At 54.6% G+C, this 16,286-nt stretch carries 16 protein-coding genes; 5 read left to right on the top strand and 11 right to left on the bottom strand.

Features of this window, described 5'->3' with window-relative positions:
• The first annotated feature begins 246 nt into the window (after positions 1-246).
• A complete protein-coding gene (locus tag QWV57_RS07435; RefSeq protein ID WP_015374684.1) occupies positions 247-1,437 on the top strand; it encodes an MFS transporter in 1,191 nt (396 codons plus the stop codon).
• A 12-nt stretch (positions 1,438-1,449) separates the two neighbouring features.
• Here the strand turns inward: QWV57_RS07435 and QWV57_RS07430 are convergent, their stop codons facing one another.
• The 10 genes from QWV57_RS07430 to QWV57_RS07385 form a co-directional block, all read right to left on the bottom strand.
• The gene (locus QWV57_RS07430; RefSeq protein WP_015374683.1) at positions 1,450-1,848 is read right to left on the bottom strand and encodes a hypothetical protein; all 399 of its coding nucleotides are present in this window, start codon (positions 1,846-1,848) and stop codon (positions 1,450-1,452) included.
• Positions 1,849-1,911: 63 nt separating this feature from the next.
• A complete protein-coding gene (locus tag QWV57_RS07425; protein WP_015374682.1) occupies positions 1,912-2,316 on the bottom strand; it encodes a thiol-disulfide oxidoreductase DCC family protein in 405 nt (134 codons plus the stop codon).
• A complete protein-coding gene (locus QWV57_RS07420; protein ID WP_015374681.1) occupies positions 2,316-2,999 on the bottom strand; it encodes an SOS response-associated peptidase in 684 nt (227 codons plus the stop codon). Before QWV57_RS07420 ends, QWV57_RS07425 begins: the two co-directional genes overlap by 1 nt.
• 96 nt (positions 3,000-3,095) lie before the next feature.
• Positions 3,096-4,037 carry an alpha/beta hydrolase gene (locus tag QWV57_RS07415; RefSeq protein WP_060788290.1) on the bottom strand — a complete coding sequence of 314 codons (942 nt, stop codon included), beginning with the start codon at positions 4,035-4,037 and terminating at the stop codon, positions 3,096-3,098.
• Positions 4,038-4,163: 126 nt separating this feature from the next.
• The gene (locus QWV57_RS07410; RefSeq protein WP_129447035.1) at positions 4,164-5,846 is read right to left on the bottom strand and encodes an acyl-CoA dehydrogenase family protein; all 1,683 of its coding nucleotides are present in this window, start codon (positions 5,844-5,846) and stop codon (positions 4,164-4,166) included.
• Positions 5,847-5,941: 95 nt separating this feature from the next.
• Positions 5,942-7,468, bottom strand: coding sequence for a class I adenylate-forming enzyme family protein (locus tag QWV57_RS07405; RefSeq protein ID WP_060788292.1), 1,527 nt, complete (start codon positions 7,466-7,468; stop codon positions 5,942-5,944).
• Positions 7,465-7,854 (bottom strand): MerR family transcriptional regulator, encoded by a 390-nt coding sequence (locus QWV57_RS07400; RefSeq protein WP_025950097.1) that lies wholly within the window; start codon positions 7,852-7,854, stop codon positions 7,465-7,467. The genes QWV57_RS07405 and QWV57_RS07400 overlap by 4 nt, the downstream gene beginning before the upstream one ends.
• 351 nt (positions 7,855-8,205) lie before the next feature.
• The gene (locus QWV57_RS07395) at positions 8,206-8,994 is read right to left on the bottom strand and encodes an ABC transporter permease (RefSeq protein WP_301102036.1); all 789 of its coding nucleotides are present in this window, start codon (positions 8,992-8,994) and stop codon (positions 8,206-8,208) included.
• Positions 8,995-8,996: 2 nt separating this feature from the next.
• Positions 8,997-9,770 carry an ABC transporter permease gene (locus tag QWV57_RS07390; RefSeq protein ID WP_081132510.1) on the bottom strand — a complete coding sequence of 258 codons (774 nt, stop codon included), beginning with the start codon at positions 9,768-9,770 and terminating at the stop codon, positions 8,997-8,999.
• Positions 9,767-10,738, bottom strand: coding sequence for an ABC transporter ATP-binding protein (locus QWV57_RS07385; protein ID WP_081132509.1), 972 nt, complete (start codon positions 10,736-10,738; stop codon positions 9,767-9,769). Before QWV57_RS07385 ends, QWV57_RS07390 begins: the two co-directional genes overlap by 4 nt.
• A gap of 158 nt (positions 10,739-10,896) precedes the next feature.
• Here QWV57_RS07385 and QWV57_RS07380 point away from each other — a divergent pair, with 158 nt between their 5' ends.
• A complete protein-coding gene (locus QWV57_RS07380; RefSeq protein ID WP_081132508.1) occupies positions 10,897-11,241 on the top strand; it encodes a hypothetical protein in 345 nt (114 codons plus the stop codon).
• Between the two features lie 392 nt (positions 11,242-11,633).
• Here QWV57_RS07380 and QWV57_RS07375 read toward each other — a convergent pair whose 3' ends face one another.
• Positions 11,634-13,622, bottom strand: coding sequence for an acetoacetate--CoA ligase (locus QWV57_RS07375; RefSeq protein WP_165754959.1), 1,989 nt, complete (start codon positions 13,620-13,622; stop codon positions 11,634-11,636).
• A 237-nt stretch (positions 13,623-13,859) separates the two neighbouring features.
• Here QWV57_RS07375 and QWV57_RS07370 point away from each other — a divergent pair, with 237 nt between their 5' ends.
• From QWV57_RS07370 to QWV57_RS07360, 3 genes are read left to right on the top strand one after another with little or no spacing between them, the layout of a single operon-like run.
• Positions 13,860-14,114, top strand: a complete 255-nt coding sequence (locus tag QWV57_RS07370) for a FeoA family protein (RefSeq protein ID WP_081132506.1) — start codon at positions 13,860-13,862, stop codon at positions 14,112-14,114.
• Positions 14,107-14,841 carry a FeoB small GTPase domain-containing protein gene (locus QWV57_RS07365; protein ID WP_081132505.1) on the top strand — a complete coding sequence of 245 codons (735 nt, stop codon included), beginning with the start codon at positions 14,107-14,109 and terminating at the stop codon, positions 14,839-14,841. Before QWV57_RS07370 ends, QWV57_RS07365 begins: the two co-directional genes overlap by 8 nt.
• Complete coding sequence (locus tag QWV57_RS07360; RefSeq protein ID WP_081132504.1) at positions 14,810-16,204, top strand: nucleoside recognition domain-containing protein; 1,395 nt, start codon at positions 14,810-14,812, stop codon at positions 16,202-16,204. The genes QWV57_RS07365 and QWV57_RS07360 overlap by 32 nt, the downstream gene beginning before the upstream one ends.
• Positions 16,205-16,286: the final 82 nt, after the last annotated feature.

Genomic DNA, 16,286 nt, shown 5'->3' with positions numbered 1-16,286 from the left:
ATACATATAAATTGTACAATTTTACCAGGAAACTTCGCAAAAGAATACCACTTAGATCTTTTAGAGGCCATCGTTGCACCGACCGCCCCGATGGGCATTGACTCGGACAAATTCAAATCTCACCAACATCTGCCGCCTTGCGGGCGGCGGGTGTTTCTTTTTGTAGACGATCAATCGGGAAAAGCAGTATAGTAGAAAGTAGAAATGTTCAGTCTTCGTTCACTCGAAAAAAAGAGGCGACCGACCTTGACATACATCGAAAAGGGAAGCATCACCTATCTGAAAGCAAGCATATCGCTCTTTTTCGGCGGGTTTGTGACGTTTGCCGTGCTGTATACACCCCAGCCGTTGCTGCCGATTTTCGCCAAACAGTTTCACGTTTCGGCCGCAGCGGCGAGTTTAACCGTATCAGCATCGACCGGCGCACTTGCCGTCGCGATGCTGGCCGCGGCCAACTTGTCGGACCGGATCGGCAAAAAGCGGGTGATGGCCGCCTCGATGTGGCTGACATCGCTGTTGGCCATCGCAATGGCGTTCAGCCCGGATTTTCCGACGCTGCTTGCGGCGCGCACGCTCGTTGGCATCACGGCAGCCGGCATCCCTTCCTTGGCCATGGCGTATGTCGCCGAAGAGTTCCATCCGGCCAGCATCGGCAAGGCCATGGGGCTCTATATTAGCGGCACATCGATCGGCGGCATGGCCGGGCGGATTTTGACGGGCGTACTGACCGATCTTTTTTCCTGGCGCTCGGCGCTGATCACGATCGGATTTCTATCATTGGCGCTTTCCCTTGCCTTTACCGTCTTTCTGCCCGCACCAAGACAGGCCGTCCGGCGGCGGAACAGGGAAACGCTGCGGCAGGCATACGCCGTCCACCTTCGCAACAAGCCGCTTATGGCGCTCGTAGTGCTTGGCTTTTTGTTCATGGGCGGGTTTGTGACGCTGTACAATTACATCGGCTTTTTGCTGAGCGAGCCTCCGTATTCATTCCGACAATCCGTGCTCGGCTTTTTGTTTATCGTTTACATATTTGGCGGCATCGGCTCTGTCTATATGGGACGGCGGGCGGATCTTCGCGGCCACGCCTGCACCTTGCGTTTGTCGGTCGCTTTGACGGCGCTCGGGGCGCTCGCCACGCTCGCTCCGTCCGTGCTCGTGAAAATAGCCGGTTTGGCGCTGTTTACGTTTGGCTTTTTCGGCTGCCACTCCATCGCCAGCGCCTGGATCGGCGAACAGGCGCACGTCTATAAGGCGCAGGCGTCTTCCTTGTATCTTCTTTTCTATTATTTAGGGTCAAGCCTTGCCGGAACAGCCGGCGGCTACGTCTGGACGCATTTCCATTGGAGCGGTGTCATCGCTTTTGTCATCACACTCCTCGCTCTGTCCGGCCCGCTTATCTTCTATGCGGAAAAACGGCGGCCATCGCCTTCGCGATGACCGCCGCCTCCGTCATGATTGCTTGGCGATCACTTGCAGCCCAAACTGCAGGCAATCGTCGCAAATCGCCGCCAGCGGACCTTTGGCCAGCCTTGGTTTTTCTTTGAGACAAAACGAGCAGCGGACGCCGCCATGCGCCTCTTCCGTCTCCATGGCCAGCGTTTCCTCAAGTTTTTCCAATGAGAAGACAGCCAACGCCTCGTATACATTATCAAGCAAATGATCATCAATATAGGCACATTTTCCTTCCCAACGGAGCGCGATGAGTTTCGCCGCCACCGCCATCCCTTCGTAAAACCGGCGCCGAGCCTCGTCCTCCCTTTGCTCGGCCATAGCGATCAATTCATCGGCAAAACGCTCGAGCGCCCGAGGCGTGCATTCATCAAGCCATCTTGTTGTTCCGCTTGTCATGCACATTTCCCCTCCCTCGTTTCTTTCCCTTTTCAATACGACAAACGGGCGTATTTTCCTTCTTCACCGCGGCCATTCATCAAGAAAACGGGATCGCAGCTCAAGCGGCGGCAGCTGACAATGATCACGCTTTGGAACGAGACGATGCCGACGATTGGCAATCGCGTCATACATATGATCGCGCAACAGCCGAGGGATGAGAAACCCAGCCGCTGCCATCCAATTCCACGGCCAAGCTAGACGCCGGCCGATGCGCAGGACAGCCTCGGATTTTACATAACAGCACCCGTTCTCGATGAGGACGACGCTGTCTTCTGCTGACATCTCCTGCTTTGCCAGCAACGCTTGGCCAACGATGCTCTGTTGCGCCGCAAAGCGGAACACCGCCTGGCGGTCGCGGGCGGCGATCCAGTGCGCGCTCGCATGGCAAAACAGGCAATCGCCATCAAATAAGATGACAGGATGCATCACGTTCCCTCCATTGACCGGCTGTCGACCGGCTCGATGCAGGCGATCACGTCGTTTTTCGGCGAGTTGACCAGCGGCGCCACTTCGTACATGCGCATCTCGCCGCTCGGATACGGCAACAACAACGATTTCAAATACTCGCTGTCATCAAAGCTTGCATCAAGCCAGTCGTCATGCCGCTCGGGAGGCAATATGACCGGCATCCGGTCGTGAATGGGGGCGATGAGCTCGTTCGCCCTCGTCGTCATGATCGTGCACGTCTCAAGCGGCCCGCTCGGCCCTTTCCAACGCTCCCACAGTCCGGCAAAGGCAAATGGCTCGCCCGTTTTGAGGGTGAACCGGTACGGCACTTTTTTCGTTCCTTCCTTTTTCCACTCGTAAAACCCGTCAGCTAAAATGAGGCAGCGCCGCCGCTTGAACGCATGGCGAAAACTCGCCTTTTCATCGACCGTTTCCGCCCGGGCGTTGATCATCTTGGCGCCGATGCGGGCATCTTTCGCCCAAAACGGCACAAGCCCCCAGCGCATCATTTTCCCGACTCTTTCTCCCCCCTCGGCGACGATGGTCAACACATCTTGACCCGGAGCGATGTTGAACCGGGGCGCGAGCAGGCCTTGATAACGGAAACGAAACAGCGTCTGCAATGTTTCCGAATCAGCGGTTAACGTAAACCGGCCACACACAGCATTCACTCCTTGACCAGTTGGCCGATGCCATCTTGATCCTCTATTGCATCCATTATAATACAAAAAGCGGCCGAACACGAATCGCAGCCGTCTCTAGGAAGCAGTCTTTTCCAATGAGCGCAAAAACACCAACACCCGTTCTACATACTCATCGCTGTAGAGAGAAAAACTTTTCACATGATCCGCTTTGTCCGTCAGCCATAGCTGAAACGCATCCGGATGGGTTTTGTACAGTTTTACGCTTTCTTCATACGGAATCGAACGGTCGTCTTTGCTGTGAATGAACAAAATCGGCCTCGGCGCGACACGATCGACGGCATGGATGGGCGAAGACACGCCTAGATCCAAATCGGCCAGCGCCGGAACGATCGCCAAAATCAAATACGTAAACGGCACGTTCGGCAGATGCGTCCATACCGGCATATTGGCTCGCAAATACGATTCGAGGTCGCTGAACGGGCTGTCCGCAATCACCCCGCGCACGTCATTGTCTTCTGCCGCCGCCAAGATCGATGTCGCCGCTCCCATCGAAACGCCGTATAAGGCGACTGGCTCGCGATAGTGCCGCTTCGCGTAATCGATGACGCCAAGCAGATCGTCTTTCTCTTTGACGCCGATCGTAATCATATCGCCTTCCGACTCACCGCTCGCACGAAAGTCAAACAAGATGACGCGGTACCCGTCGTCAACAAGCCGCTTGGCGAGCGGCAAAAACGGCACGTTTTTCTGAATCCGGTTGCCGGCATACCCATGGGCAAAAATGACCGTCATCTTCGCCGCTCCTTTAGGCGGAATGATCCAGCCTTCGAGCGCCGTTTTCCCATCTTTGCTTGTAAATGTCGCACTTTCATACGCCATGCCATAGTCTTTCGGCGTCATGGTAATCGGCTCGCGCGGTTTATGCGTCAGCTGCCAGCCGACATAAACGGACAAACCGACGCAGGCGAGCACCCCCAACATCACGACGCCAATGGCCGCCGAAATCCACACGCGCCGTTTCGTCCGGCGCGGCGTGCGCACCAATTCCATGCGCATTTCCCCCTCTCGCTTTTCCCTTTTCTTTCATCCTACTTGTTCCATTGCTCATTTGGCAATCAAAAAAAGAGATGTCCGCCCAACACGAACATCCCTTTCACTCACGGCCCGCTTCATGCCGCCAATTTACGAATGGGCAAGCGGGGCAGACGCTCCTTTACATCTGACGATCAAGTCAAACTCACGCACCGACGTCATGCGTTCATCGACGAGCCCGCGCTCCCACACATGACGCACAAACAGCTCGGCGATCCGCTGATTCCGATCGTTTTCCTGTCCGCGTTCAAGGGCGATGATGCTCAAATACAGATCACACATCCGATTGGCAATCGCTTTCGCGTGGAACGTCTGCACCTCATCCGCTTGGCCGCCAAGACGGGCGAGCGCGGCCACCAATTCCTTCAACCCTTCTTCAACCGGGCGGGCAAGCGGCTTGACTTCGGCCGTCAACCGCTCAACCTTCTCCTTCATCTCTGTGATGAACCGCTCGTGAATGCGGTATTTGCGCATCAAACGCAGCACCTCGAGCGCCAAAATATTCGCCGTTCCCTCCCAAACCGTCAGCACTTGCGCATCGCGCAACAGGCGTGGCGTAACAAAATCTTCAATATACCCGTTGCCTCCATGCATTTCAATCGCCTCATGGCTGAACGCGATCGCCTCTTCGGCGGTGCGCATCTTAAGGAGCGCAATCAGAAGCCTGAGCCATGCTTTCTCCGCCTCGCTCGCTTCATGCGGCGCGGCCATGACGCGGTCAAACAAGGCGATCATGTCAAAGCAGGCGCTCGTTTCCACTTCCTGTCTCGCTGTCAAATTGGCGAGCGTCCCGCGCACCATCGGGTAATTCGTCAACACATGACCAAAGGCCGTGCGCCGCTCGGCGTATTGTTTCGCCTCTTCAAGCGCCCGCTTCATGATGCCGACGGAAGCAACCGCATTGCAGACGCGCGAGAGATTAAGCGCTTCCATCATATAATAGAAGCCTTTCGCCGGATCGCCGACGACATACGCCTTGGCGCCGTCAAACACGACTTCGGCGGACGGCACGGCGCGCACCCCTAATTTATCCTTTAAGCGGCGGATGGTGATGCCGTTTAATGTCCCATCCTCGTTGCGCCATGGGACGAGAAACAAGCTCAGCCCTTTCGTCCCCGGCCCGCTCCCGTCGATGCGCGCCAACACGAGCGCTACGCCGCAGCGGCCGGCGTTGCTGGCAAAATATTTTTCCCCGTATAACTGATAATGATCGCCGCACGGCACGGCGCGCACCGCATTGGCACCAACGTCCGACCCGCCTTGGCGCTCGGTTAAAAACGTCGCTCCTTCGTACAACTCGACTTCCCCGGTGGAGATGACATGGGGCAAATACGTCGCCTTCAGCTTTTCATCGGCAAAATGCTCGAGCACATAGGCGGTCGCCATCGTCAACGTCACCGGACAATAAAACCCGGGCTCGGCTTGGGATAAGATATACCCTTGGGCATATGAATAAACATAGTTTCCTTTTCTCCCAAGCTCGGGAATCGGCTTGTGCACATAGCCGACAATCCCCGTTTCGTACGTCTGTTTTGCCGTCTGCTCGTATCCTTCGTTCACCCACACTTCAGAAATGTCGTTTCCAAACCGGTCGTACTTAATGAGGCGCGGCTGCCCTTCGCGGTCGGTATGCACAGCGCGGCGGTCAACGTCTGTCAAACAAAATTCGTAAAACGACGCGAGCTTTTCTTCCGCATACCGATACAATTCGTCATCCAAATGCCGTTTCAAATTCGCCAACAAATTCGGATCGACTTCACAAAGCGGTTTCATCGTCTCTCCCCTTTCTTCGATTTTCGTTCCCCTCACAATTTTTGGAGCTCTATCAAGACGGCTAGGCGATCCCATTGCGCCGCCCCCAACGCTCCTTATCTTCCTTGCGCGACCGCCTCCCGCGCCCGCAGCACTTGTTTCAACACTTTTCCCGTCGCATTGCGCGGCAGTTCGGCGATCGCCTCATACAGACGCGGAATTTTATAGTCAGCCAGCTTGTCAGATAGGAAGCGCTTACATTCCTCCGCAAGCGGTTCAAGCGGTTGATTTAATACCACAAATGCTTTTGCCGTTTCGCCCCACTCCGGATGCGGCACGCCGATCACAGCGACATCCGCGACCGCCGGATGCGTCCGCAGCACATCTTCCACTTCCTTTGGATAAATGTTGACGCCACCGGAAATGATGACATCTTTTTTCCGGTCGACGATCCAAATGTAGCCATCTTCGTCGCGGCGCGCCAAATCGCCGGTGTACAGCCAGCCGTCTTTGATCGCTTCGTTCGTTTTTTCTTCGTCCTTATAGTATCCTTTCATCACGCTCTCCCCGCGCAGCACGATCTCCCCGACCTCGCCGGGCGCGACCTCCTGTCCGTTCTCATCGACGATGGCCACCTCGCAATGAAGAGCGGCATAGCGGCCGACGCTTCCCGCTTTTTCGCCATGCTCCTCAGGGGACAAGTACGTGCCGTTCGGGCCCGCTTCAGTCAAACCGTATAAACCCATCATCCGCCCGGCGCCAAAACGGCTGGCGACAAACTTCACTTCCTCGCGCGACAGCGGCGCCCCGCCGTACATCCAGCAGCGGACCGAAGAAAGGTCGTATTCGTCAAAGCGCGGGTGCTTTGCCGTCAACAAGTACGCCACCGGCGCGCCAAAAAAGTGGGTGATCTTATGGCGCTCAACGAGTTCAAGCAAGGCATCCGGGGAAAAGGAAGGAGCCAAGACATGGGTCGCGCCGACATACGTGCCGCCTATGAAAAACAAATGAAGTGGCGCCGAGTGGCTGAGCGGCATGAGATGCAGCAGGCGGCTTTGACGGTCGATTTTCGTTTCGATCACGATCATGTCCGCAACCGTGATCACATTGCGATGCGTGAACAACACCCCTTTCGGCCGCCCCGTTGTCCCCGATGTATACAAAATCGTTGCCTCATCATCCTCTTTGGCTGGGCAGACGATCTCGTCGGAATCACCCGAATCGATCAACTCCTCGAGCGACAGCCAGCCGCCTTCCGCCTTCCCGGTCTTCACCCAGATCACATCGCTTCCGCCGACGAGCGGGGCGAGCACTTGATGAACCGAATCATGAGCGATCAGCGCCTTTGCCTCGCTATGGCCGAGAATATACTGCACCTCAGCCGCCGTCAAGCGCGCGTTAATCGGCACAACCACGGCGCCGAGGCGCAAAACGGCAAAGTACGAAACGGCAAACTCTTTGGTATTGGGCATATACAGCGCGACTTTATCGCCGCGTCCGACACCAAGCCGCGCGAGCGCTGACGCCAGACGGTTGACCGTTCGGTTGACTTCGGCGTAGGAAAGCTCCGTTTCCCCATCGATAATCGCCGTCTTGTCGGGAAATTTCCTCGCATTGCGGGCAAGCAGCTCTGAAATGTTCATCCATCCGATCCCTCCCATTGTCGCAATCGCTGTTCAAAATCGGAAAGCAGCGCTTCCATCTCCGCCTTCAGCTGCAGCAAATCCTCAATCCGCTCGTTCACCTCCTTCAATTTCCGCCGCCCGTATTCGACCGTTTTTTCCAGCTGTTTCTTCCCCGTTCGGTCCTCATCAAACAGCGAAATCATCTCATGAATCTCGTCAAGCGAAAAGCCGAACCGTTTGCCGCGCAAAATGAGCTTGAGCTTCGCCCGCTCCTTTTTCGTGTACAGCCGCTGCCCTGACTCGGTCCGAATCGGGGAAAGCAATCCGCGTTCTTCATAATAGCGGATCGTCCGGGTGCTCACATCAAACTCGTGCGCCAAATCGGAAATGGTGAAATAGTGCATAGCCATCCCTTTTCTAGAAGTAATATTCTGAATTTTATTTTAATTGACGTTGACGTAAAAGTCAACGAGCAGGAATACAAAGAAGCGGGAGTACGGCCTTCCATTATAGGATGAACATTTTGCCCAAACAACGCTTCCCCTTCAGCCAAAAGCAACGAGTCCGGCAAAAACGGCCGCTTTTTTACGAGCCTTCTAAGTTCATGCGCAACCTAACACGTCTCAAACCATCTGCACAAGCCGGCCACGAACGATGCGCCGCTCGCCACCCCCGCTGACCGACCACTGTCGAGATGCAGGCGAAACAGTGATTGACCAAAGAAAAAAAGCCCTCGTCTAAGAAGGCTTTTCCTCTCACCCGCCCGCTCCCGTATAAAAGCGCAAGGCAAACCGCCAAAAGCGGCGGGAAGCCCATAAAAAGAGCATAGCCACAGCCAAAGCCGCCAGCACCGCAGCCATGCTCCATTTCCCAAGCAGCGCCAAAGCCGGCGTATTGGTGATCAACACCGCCGGCAGAACGTACGTAATCACGAAGCGCACCGCGCCGCGGTACATGCTGCCCGGGAAGCGGGCCGTGTCAAAAAACGAGTCGAAAATAAACGACAAATCATCAATGCGCACCACCCAAAACGACGTCGTCATGAGCATCATCCATAACGAATAAATAAGCAAGAGTGACGCGGTCATCACGACGAAAAACATCAAGACGTCCGCCGCCGACGGCACGTAGCGTTCGACATACAAGCCGTAGCCGATGACGCCGAGGCCAAGCGCTACATCGATCAGCCGCCAAAAGACAAGATGGCGGAAGCTGACGTAAAACATGCTGTCGACCGGCTTCGTCAAAATATAATCGAGCGTGCCGCGCTGGACATGCTCAAGCAGCCGCGGCATGTTCGGGCGGAGCGCAAAGTCAATGAATCCGCGCAGCGTATTAAAAACGCCGAGCAGCACAAGCACTTCCCCATACGTCCAGCCGCCCAAGCGGTCCGTCTGGTAAAAAAAGATATGGACGGTGAGCAGGGCGATGCCGACGCCAAAAAAGCTGGCGATAAAATTGCCGAAAAATTCGCTCCGGTATTCCATTTCCTCGACCAAACAAGCGCGGAAAAACTCGCGGAACACCCGCCCGTATCGCCGCATGTTCATCCACCTACCGCCTGGTTTTTTCGCATTCCTGCTTTCCAAAGCCACTGCACCCCCGCGACAAACACGGCCATCCACCCGGCCGCCACCGCAAAGCCGCGCGCCAACTCTCCTCCATCCACCGCCCCGGTGGCGATTTCAATCGGAAAACTGATCATATAGCGGAACGGCAGCCATTCGCTCCATTCGCGAAGCGCCGGCGGCAGCATTTCAAGCGGCGCAATTCTGCCCGATAAAAACAACGAAATGACATCGATCACGCCGTACACCGCCGCCACCTTTGTGACCCAAAACGCGAGCAGCCCGCACGAGTAGCTCAACAAAAACCGAAGCGCCGCACCCAATACGACCGCCGCCAAAAACAGCACCGCTTGCCCTGCCGTCATATGCGGGCGAAGCGGCGGCCAAAACACCGCCCCCACCAGCCAAACCGGCGCTAAAATGACGGCAAACAGCCATTTGTAAACGATGTTTTCCGCAATCGCCCAATGGATCGGATGAACCGGCCTAAGCAGCAAATTCGAAAACGTCCCTTCGCGAATTTCACGGTCGAGCTCCCATACATCCCACGCGCTCGTCATCCGCTCGACAAAAATGACCGCCATAAAATAGAACAGAAACGACTCGCTCTCTTCCGGATGAATGTTCATCCAGACAAACATCGTAATGAGCGGCTGCGTGATGGCGCCCGTCATCCAGACGAACGTCGCAAGCCGATACGCAAGCATTTCGATGTATTTCATCCGCAATAGGGCGATATATTTGCGAATCATACGTGTTCCTCCCAAAACGCGCGCGCAATCACTTCCTCAAGCGGCGGGTCTTCGATGTTGATATCGCGGACGTCAAATCGTTCCAACAACCGCGCTGCTGTCTCCGCCGCCGTCTCGCGCGCCACCCTGAGCACAATCGTCCCTTCTTCGATTTCCGCCACTTCGCCGTACTCGCTCCAATCGACATTTGGCAGCCGAGAAAACCGAACCTCGAGCCGCTTGTACGGCGCCAGCTTCTCCGTCAGCACCGACAAATCCCCGTCGTAAATCAATCGCCCGTAGTTAATGATCATCACCCGGTCGCAAAGCGCCGCGACATCCCCCATGTAATGCGACGTCAACAAAATCGTCGTCTCGTGCTCCCGATTGTAGTCCACGATAAAGCGACGCACGTTTTCCTGCGTATGGACGTCAAGCCCGATCGTCGGCTCATCCAAAAACAGCACGTGCGGCCGATGCAACAGCGCGGCCGCCAGCTCGCAGCGCATCCGCTGCCCGAGCGACAGACTGCGCGTCGGCTTGTCAAGAAGCGGCGCCAAGTCGAGCAGCTCCGTCAATTCCTCGAGCGTCTGGCGGAACGACCGATCGTCGATGTCATAAATCGCTTTATTGACCAAAAACGTCTCCATCGGCGGAATGTCCCAAATGAGCTGGCTTTTTTGCCCCATCACCAAGCTCATCATTTTTTTAAACTCCGGCTTTTGCTCAAACGGCACAAACCCGCCGACCGTGATCTCCCCTGACGTCGGATGCAAGAGGCCGGCCAACATTTTCATCGTCGTCGTTTTCCCCGCCCCGTTTGGCCCTAAAAAGCCGACGATTTCCCCTTTCTCAATCGTAAACGAAACGTCCTTCACCGCCTCAATGACGCGATAGTCGCGCCGCCATAAATGACGCACCGCCTCAAGCCATCCCGCATCGCGGCGATGGACGCGGAACGATTTATGCAAATGGCTGACACGGATCACAGTGCCCATCCTCCAATAGTGTACTGTTGACATTCTTTTGTTATATCACATCGAGGGGGCGCGCCGCAAAGAAAAACATTTCGCCATCTTTTCTCTATCGTTCCCATCTTTCGTCATGTATAATAGAGAGAGAATCGAACGAGAAAGGAGATTGTCGAATGGGGGACATTACAAATGAAATGATTTGGCAAGCCATTAAAGAACTTGCGGAGCAGCTGCAACAAACGAACGGACAAGTGCAGCAACTGGGCCAACAAGTCCAACACCTTAACAGCCAAGTGCAGCAGCTGAACCACCAAGTACAGCAAACTCATGAGCAAGTCGACCAGCTCGCCAAACAAGTGCAACAAACGAATGAACAACTCAGCCAATTAAGCCAGCAAGTGGCCGACATGGACAAACGGCTCACCGATGTCGCCAACGGCCAAAACATTTTGGTCGAAGAGCTGTTTGAAAACAAAAAGGAGATCAAGCGCGTCAAAACGGCGCTCAATATGTACTAGACGTCAGTCCGCTCCATTTCGTTGATCTCTTCGACGTTTAACGCTTGTTCCATATCCTGTGTGAACATAGCCATCATCAAACAACATCCCCCTGCTTACGTCATACTAAAACTCCGAATCATCGTCGCCGCAAATGAAGCCCGGAAGGTTCTCCTAAACGGATCTTCCGGACTTTCTCATCATGAAAACGGACACGGTCTCGTCTCATCAGCCCAGCATCTCTTTCACCGTCGTTCGCTCCTCAATCACCGATGGATTTCCAAACTAGCCTAGTCCGCTTGCTTTCTTCCATGCCCCCGACTCCTCTACTTATAATTCACTAATACATAGAAAGGTTGTTATTAAGCGCCGTCACTTAATAACAACCTTTCGCACGTTTCAAGAAAAGGACTTCAGCTTATCTGCGTCTTCGCCGCCAGCGTCTTCGCCAGCTCGAGGAAAAAGTCGAGCGCCTCTGGATTGGCCATTGAGCCCGGGTTGACTGCCTTTTCGAGCGGGAAGCCTAAGAGCAGTTTCCGGATCGGAATCTCCATTTTCTTTCCGTTTAGCGTTTTCGGAATTTGCTTCACCTCGTAAATTTCATCTGGAACAAAGCGCGGCGAGACGTGTTGCCGAATCGATTGGCGGATGCGTTCTTTCAGCTCGTCATCGAGCGCCACGCCCGGCTTGAGGACGACAAACAGCGGCATAAACGACTGCTTGCCCATCATTTCCAAATCGACAATGAGGCTTTCGAACACCCCGTCGACCGCTTCGACCGCGCGGTAAATTTCGCTCGTACCCATGCGGACGCCGGCTCGGTTGATCGTCGAGTCGGAGCGTCCGTAAATGACGCATCCCCCTTGTTCGTCAATTTTAATCCAGTCGCCGTGCTTCCAGACGCCCGGGTACGTGTCAAAATAGCTGTTCCGATACCGTTCGCCGTCCGGGTCGTTCCAGAAAAAGAGCGGCATCGATGGCATTGGTTTTGTGATGACAAGTTCGCCGACTTCATTGACAAGCGGCCGGCCGTTTTCGTCAAATGCCTGCACATCCGCGCCCAACGCGCGGCACGAGAGGACGCCGGCGCGCACCGGCAAAATGGGGGAGCCGACGACAAACGCGGTGCACACATCCGTTCCCCCGCTGCATGACGCTAGACAAATATCGTCCTTGACGTTTTCATACACCCATGCGAACCCTTCGACCGTCAGCGGCGAACCGGTCGAGAGCACGGCCTCGAGCTTTGACAAGTCATATTGCTCTTTTGGCTTCAGGCCGAGCTTCATGCAGATGTTGATAAACGCCGCGCTTGTGCCAAAATGGGTGATGCCCGCCTTTTCGGCCAAATCCCATAAGACGTTGCCATCTGGATACGTCGGGCTGCCGTCATAGAGCACGATGGTCGACCCGGCCAGCAGTCCGCCGATCAAAAAGTTCCACATCATCCATCCAGTCGTCGTAAACCAGAAAAACGTGCTGTCTTTCGTCAAGTTTTCGGAAATCGTCAATGCTTTCAAATGTTCAAGCAAAATGCCGCCATGCCCCTGGACGATCGGCTTCGGCAAACCGGTCGTTCCCGAAGAATACAAAATCCAAAGCGGATGGTCAAACGGAACGTCTTCATAGACGAGCTCCGCCTTGTCCGCCACGACATCATCCCACAGCACGACGCCCTCATCCGGTGCTTCCATCTGCCCGCGCCAATACGGAAGCAGTACCGTCTTTTTCAATGACGGCAATTTGGCGCGCAATTCGGATACGACCGGCATTTTGTCAAATTCTTTGCCGTTGTATTGGCAGCCCTCGACGGCAAACAAGACAGTCGGCTCGATTTGCGCGAACCGGTCAATGACGCTGCCAGCGCCAAAATCCGGCGAGCAGCTTGACCAAATGGCGCCGATCGAGGCGCACGCCAAAAACGCCATCACCGTCTCGGGGATATTCGGCATATAAGCGACGACGCGGTCGCCGCGCTTCACTCCCATCGCTCGCAATGCTTTGGCGATCGCCGCCGTTTTTTCGCCGAGCTCCTGCCAGGACACTTCCCGGTACGACACGCGTTCCGAGCGGAAAATGATGGCCGGGCGGTCGGCGCGCGCATGCCGGAAAATATGTTTCGCATAGTTGAGCCTAGCGCCTGGAAACCACTCCGCCCCTGGCATCTTCCGCTCCCGCAGCACACACTCATACGGCGTTGCCGCCTGAACACCACAATATTCCCAAACCGTTTCCCAAAATGACTCAAGCTCGTCGACCGACCATGTCCACAGCTCGCGGTATGAAGAGAAGGAGAGCCCTTTATGTTCTCTCAACCAATCCATATATCGATGAAGGTTGGAGCTCTTGATTTGTTCCTCCGTCGGCTGCCAAAGAATCGTCCCTTCCGTAATCGCTTTCATTTCATCGTGCGTCAATGGACGCCGTCACCGCCTTTCTGCCGATAATTTGTTCAGACTATTCATATGATAACATGATTTCCTACTGTTTTGAATAGTTGTTGGTTCGACAACTCTGTCAGAAAAAGATGAAACAAATTTGTTGACAACAGCGAGGCAACTGGAATATGATAAATTCAAAAGTTGGTCTAAGCAAAAAAAATGTCTTTAGTAAAAAATATTAACCTGAGGTAAACTTTTATGGCACAAGGAAAACGTTGCCGCCTCTCCGATATGAAACCGGGCGATCGATTTCGCATCGAAAAGGTTGATGTTCCTGATCCTATGTTAAAAAGGCGGTTGCTTGATTTGGGATTTGTACCCGGCGGGGAAGTGAAGGTTGGACAAAGAAGCCCGCTTGGCGACCCGACCGCCTATCGCGTTTGTGGAACGACGATCGCATTAAGGAAAGAAGAAAGCGACTATATTTACGGGGAGAAGATCGACCATGACTGATATGACGTATACGATTGCCTTAATGGGAAATCCGAACACCGGCAAAAGCACGTTGTTCAACGTCTTAACGGGCCTGCGCCAACATACCGGCAACTGGCCCGGGAAAACGGTCACTCATGCCGAAGGAGAATGCCACCACCGCGGCACATTGTACCGGATCGTCGACTTGCCGGGAACGTATTCGCTCTATTCCAATTCAGCCGATGAAGAGGTGGCGCGGGATTTTCTCCTGTTTCAACGTCCTGACGTTACGATCGTTGTAGTCGACGCTACGGCATTAGAACGCAACTTGAATCTAGCGCTTCAAGTATTGGAAATGACCGACCGCGTCATTATCGCTATCAATTTGATGGATGAAGCGAAAAAGAAAGGCATTCATATCAATACAAAAAAATTAGCCGCCAAACTCGGCGTGCCGGTCGTGCCGATCTCGGCCCGCAACCGGGAAGGAATCGATGCACTGCTTGATACAGTGGATGCCATGGCGCATGGCCGCATCAACACCAACCCGCTTTCCATCCGGTACAGCCCGGAAATCGAACGAGGCATTGCCAAACTTCTTCCACTCGTGAAAGACGTAATGGGAGACACGTATCCTGCTCGCTGGATCGCTCTTCGTCTCCTTGACGGCGATACATCGCTGCTTCAAGCGCTGAAACAACCGCCGCAACCATTGATCAAGGAGGGGAACGCGTATGCCTGCTGCGGATCTGTCAAATCAGTTTGACCAGCTAATGAACGAAGCCAAGTCATTAGCACCGGCTGACACGCGTGAACAGATCGTTTCTGCCATTTTCCAAACGTCAGCTGCGCTTTCTCAAGAATGTGTCACGCATACAGCGGTCGCAAAACGCGATCGAACGGAACAAATTGACCGGATCGTCACGTCGAAGCGGTGGGGATTTCCAATTATGCTGGCGCTTCTCGCCGCTGTCCTTTACATGACGATCGCCGGCGCCAACGTATTTTCCGATTCGCTCGCCCGCTTGTTCGGAACGATCGAAACGTATCTCACCATGGCCTTTCAAGCGATTCACGCCCCCGACTGGTTGCACGGCCTCATTGTACTTGGCCTATACCGCGGCACGGCTTGGGTCGTCAGCGTGATGCTGCCGCCGATGGCGATTTTCTTTCCCGTATTCGCGTTGCTCGAAAATTATGGCTACTTGCCGCGTGTCGCCTTTAACATGGATCGCTTGTTTCAAAAAGCGGGAGCGCATGGCAAACAATCACTGACGATGGCCATGGGCTTCGGCTGCAACGCGGCGGCCATCATGTCGACGCGCATTATCGAATCACCGCGCGAACGAATGCTGGCCATTTTGACCAACAACTTCGTCCCCTGCAATGGACGTTGGCCAACGCTGATCCTGCTTTCCTCCTTATTTATGGCAGCCGGCTATACAGGCGGATGGAACACGTTCGTGACAGCAGGTGTGGTCGTCGCCATGGTGTTGTTTGGCATCGTCGTCACGTTGACCGTTTCATGGGTCTTATCCAAGACGGCCTTGCGCGGCATTCCGACCCATTACACGCTGGAGCTGCCGCCGTACCGACGCCCGAAAATCATGGAGACGATCATCCGGGCCACCCTCGACAAATCACTCTATGTGCTGAAACGGGCGGTAACGGTTGCGGCGCCGGCCGGCATTCTGACATGGGTGCTCGGCAACGTTCACGTGGGAGATACGACCGTGCTGGCGTATTTAGCCGACTGGCTTGACCCATTTGCCAAAGCATTGGGATTGGATGGCTACATTTTGATGGCGTTCATTTTAGGCTTGCCAGCCAATGAAATTGTCGTGCCGATTTTGCTGATGGGCTATTTATCCGCGGGGGCGCTCATCGAAGCCGATGGTCTGCATTCTCTTAAACAACTTTTGCTCGACCACAGCTGGACGTGGCTCACCGCCCTCAATATGATGCTGTTTTCCCTGCTTCACTACCCATGCGGCACGACGCTCGTCAACATTTACAAAGAAACGAAAAGCGCAAAATGGACGTTCGTCGCCTTTGCCTTGCCGACAGCGATTGCCATTGCGGTCACCTTTACGACCGCACAGCTGGCGAGATGGCTCGGGCTCGTATAAACGGCGCAGCCCCGCTTCCCGATCGAGGGAAACGGGGCTGTTTTTTTGGACAACTAGACTTGATAAGAAAAAGCAGTTCTTC

The organism is Geobacillus zalihae (genome assembly GCF_030414215.1).
Classification (GTDB): domain Bacteria; phylum Bacillota; class Bacilli; order Bacillales; family Anoxybacillaceae; genus Geobacillus; species Geobacillus zalihae.
This window is presented reverse-complemented; position numbering and strand designations above follow the sequence as displayed.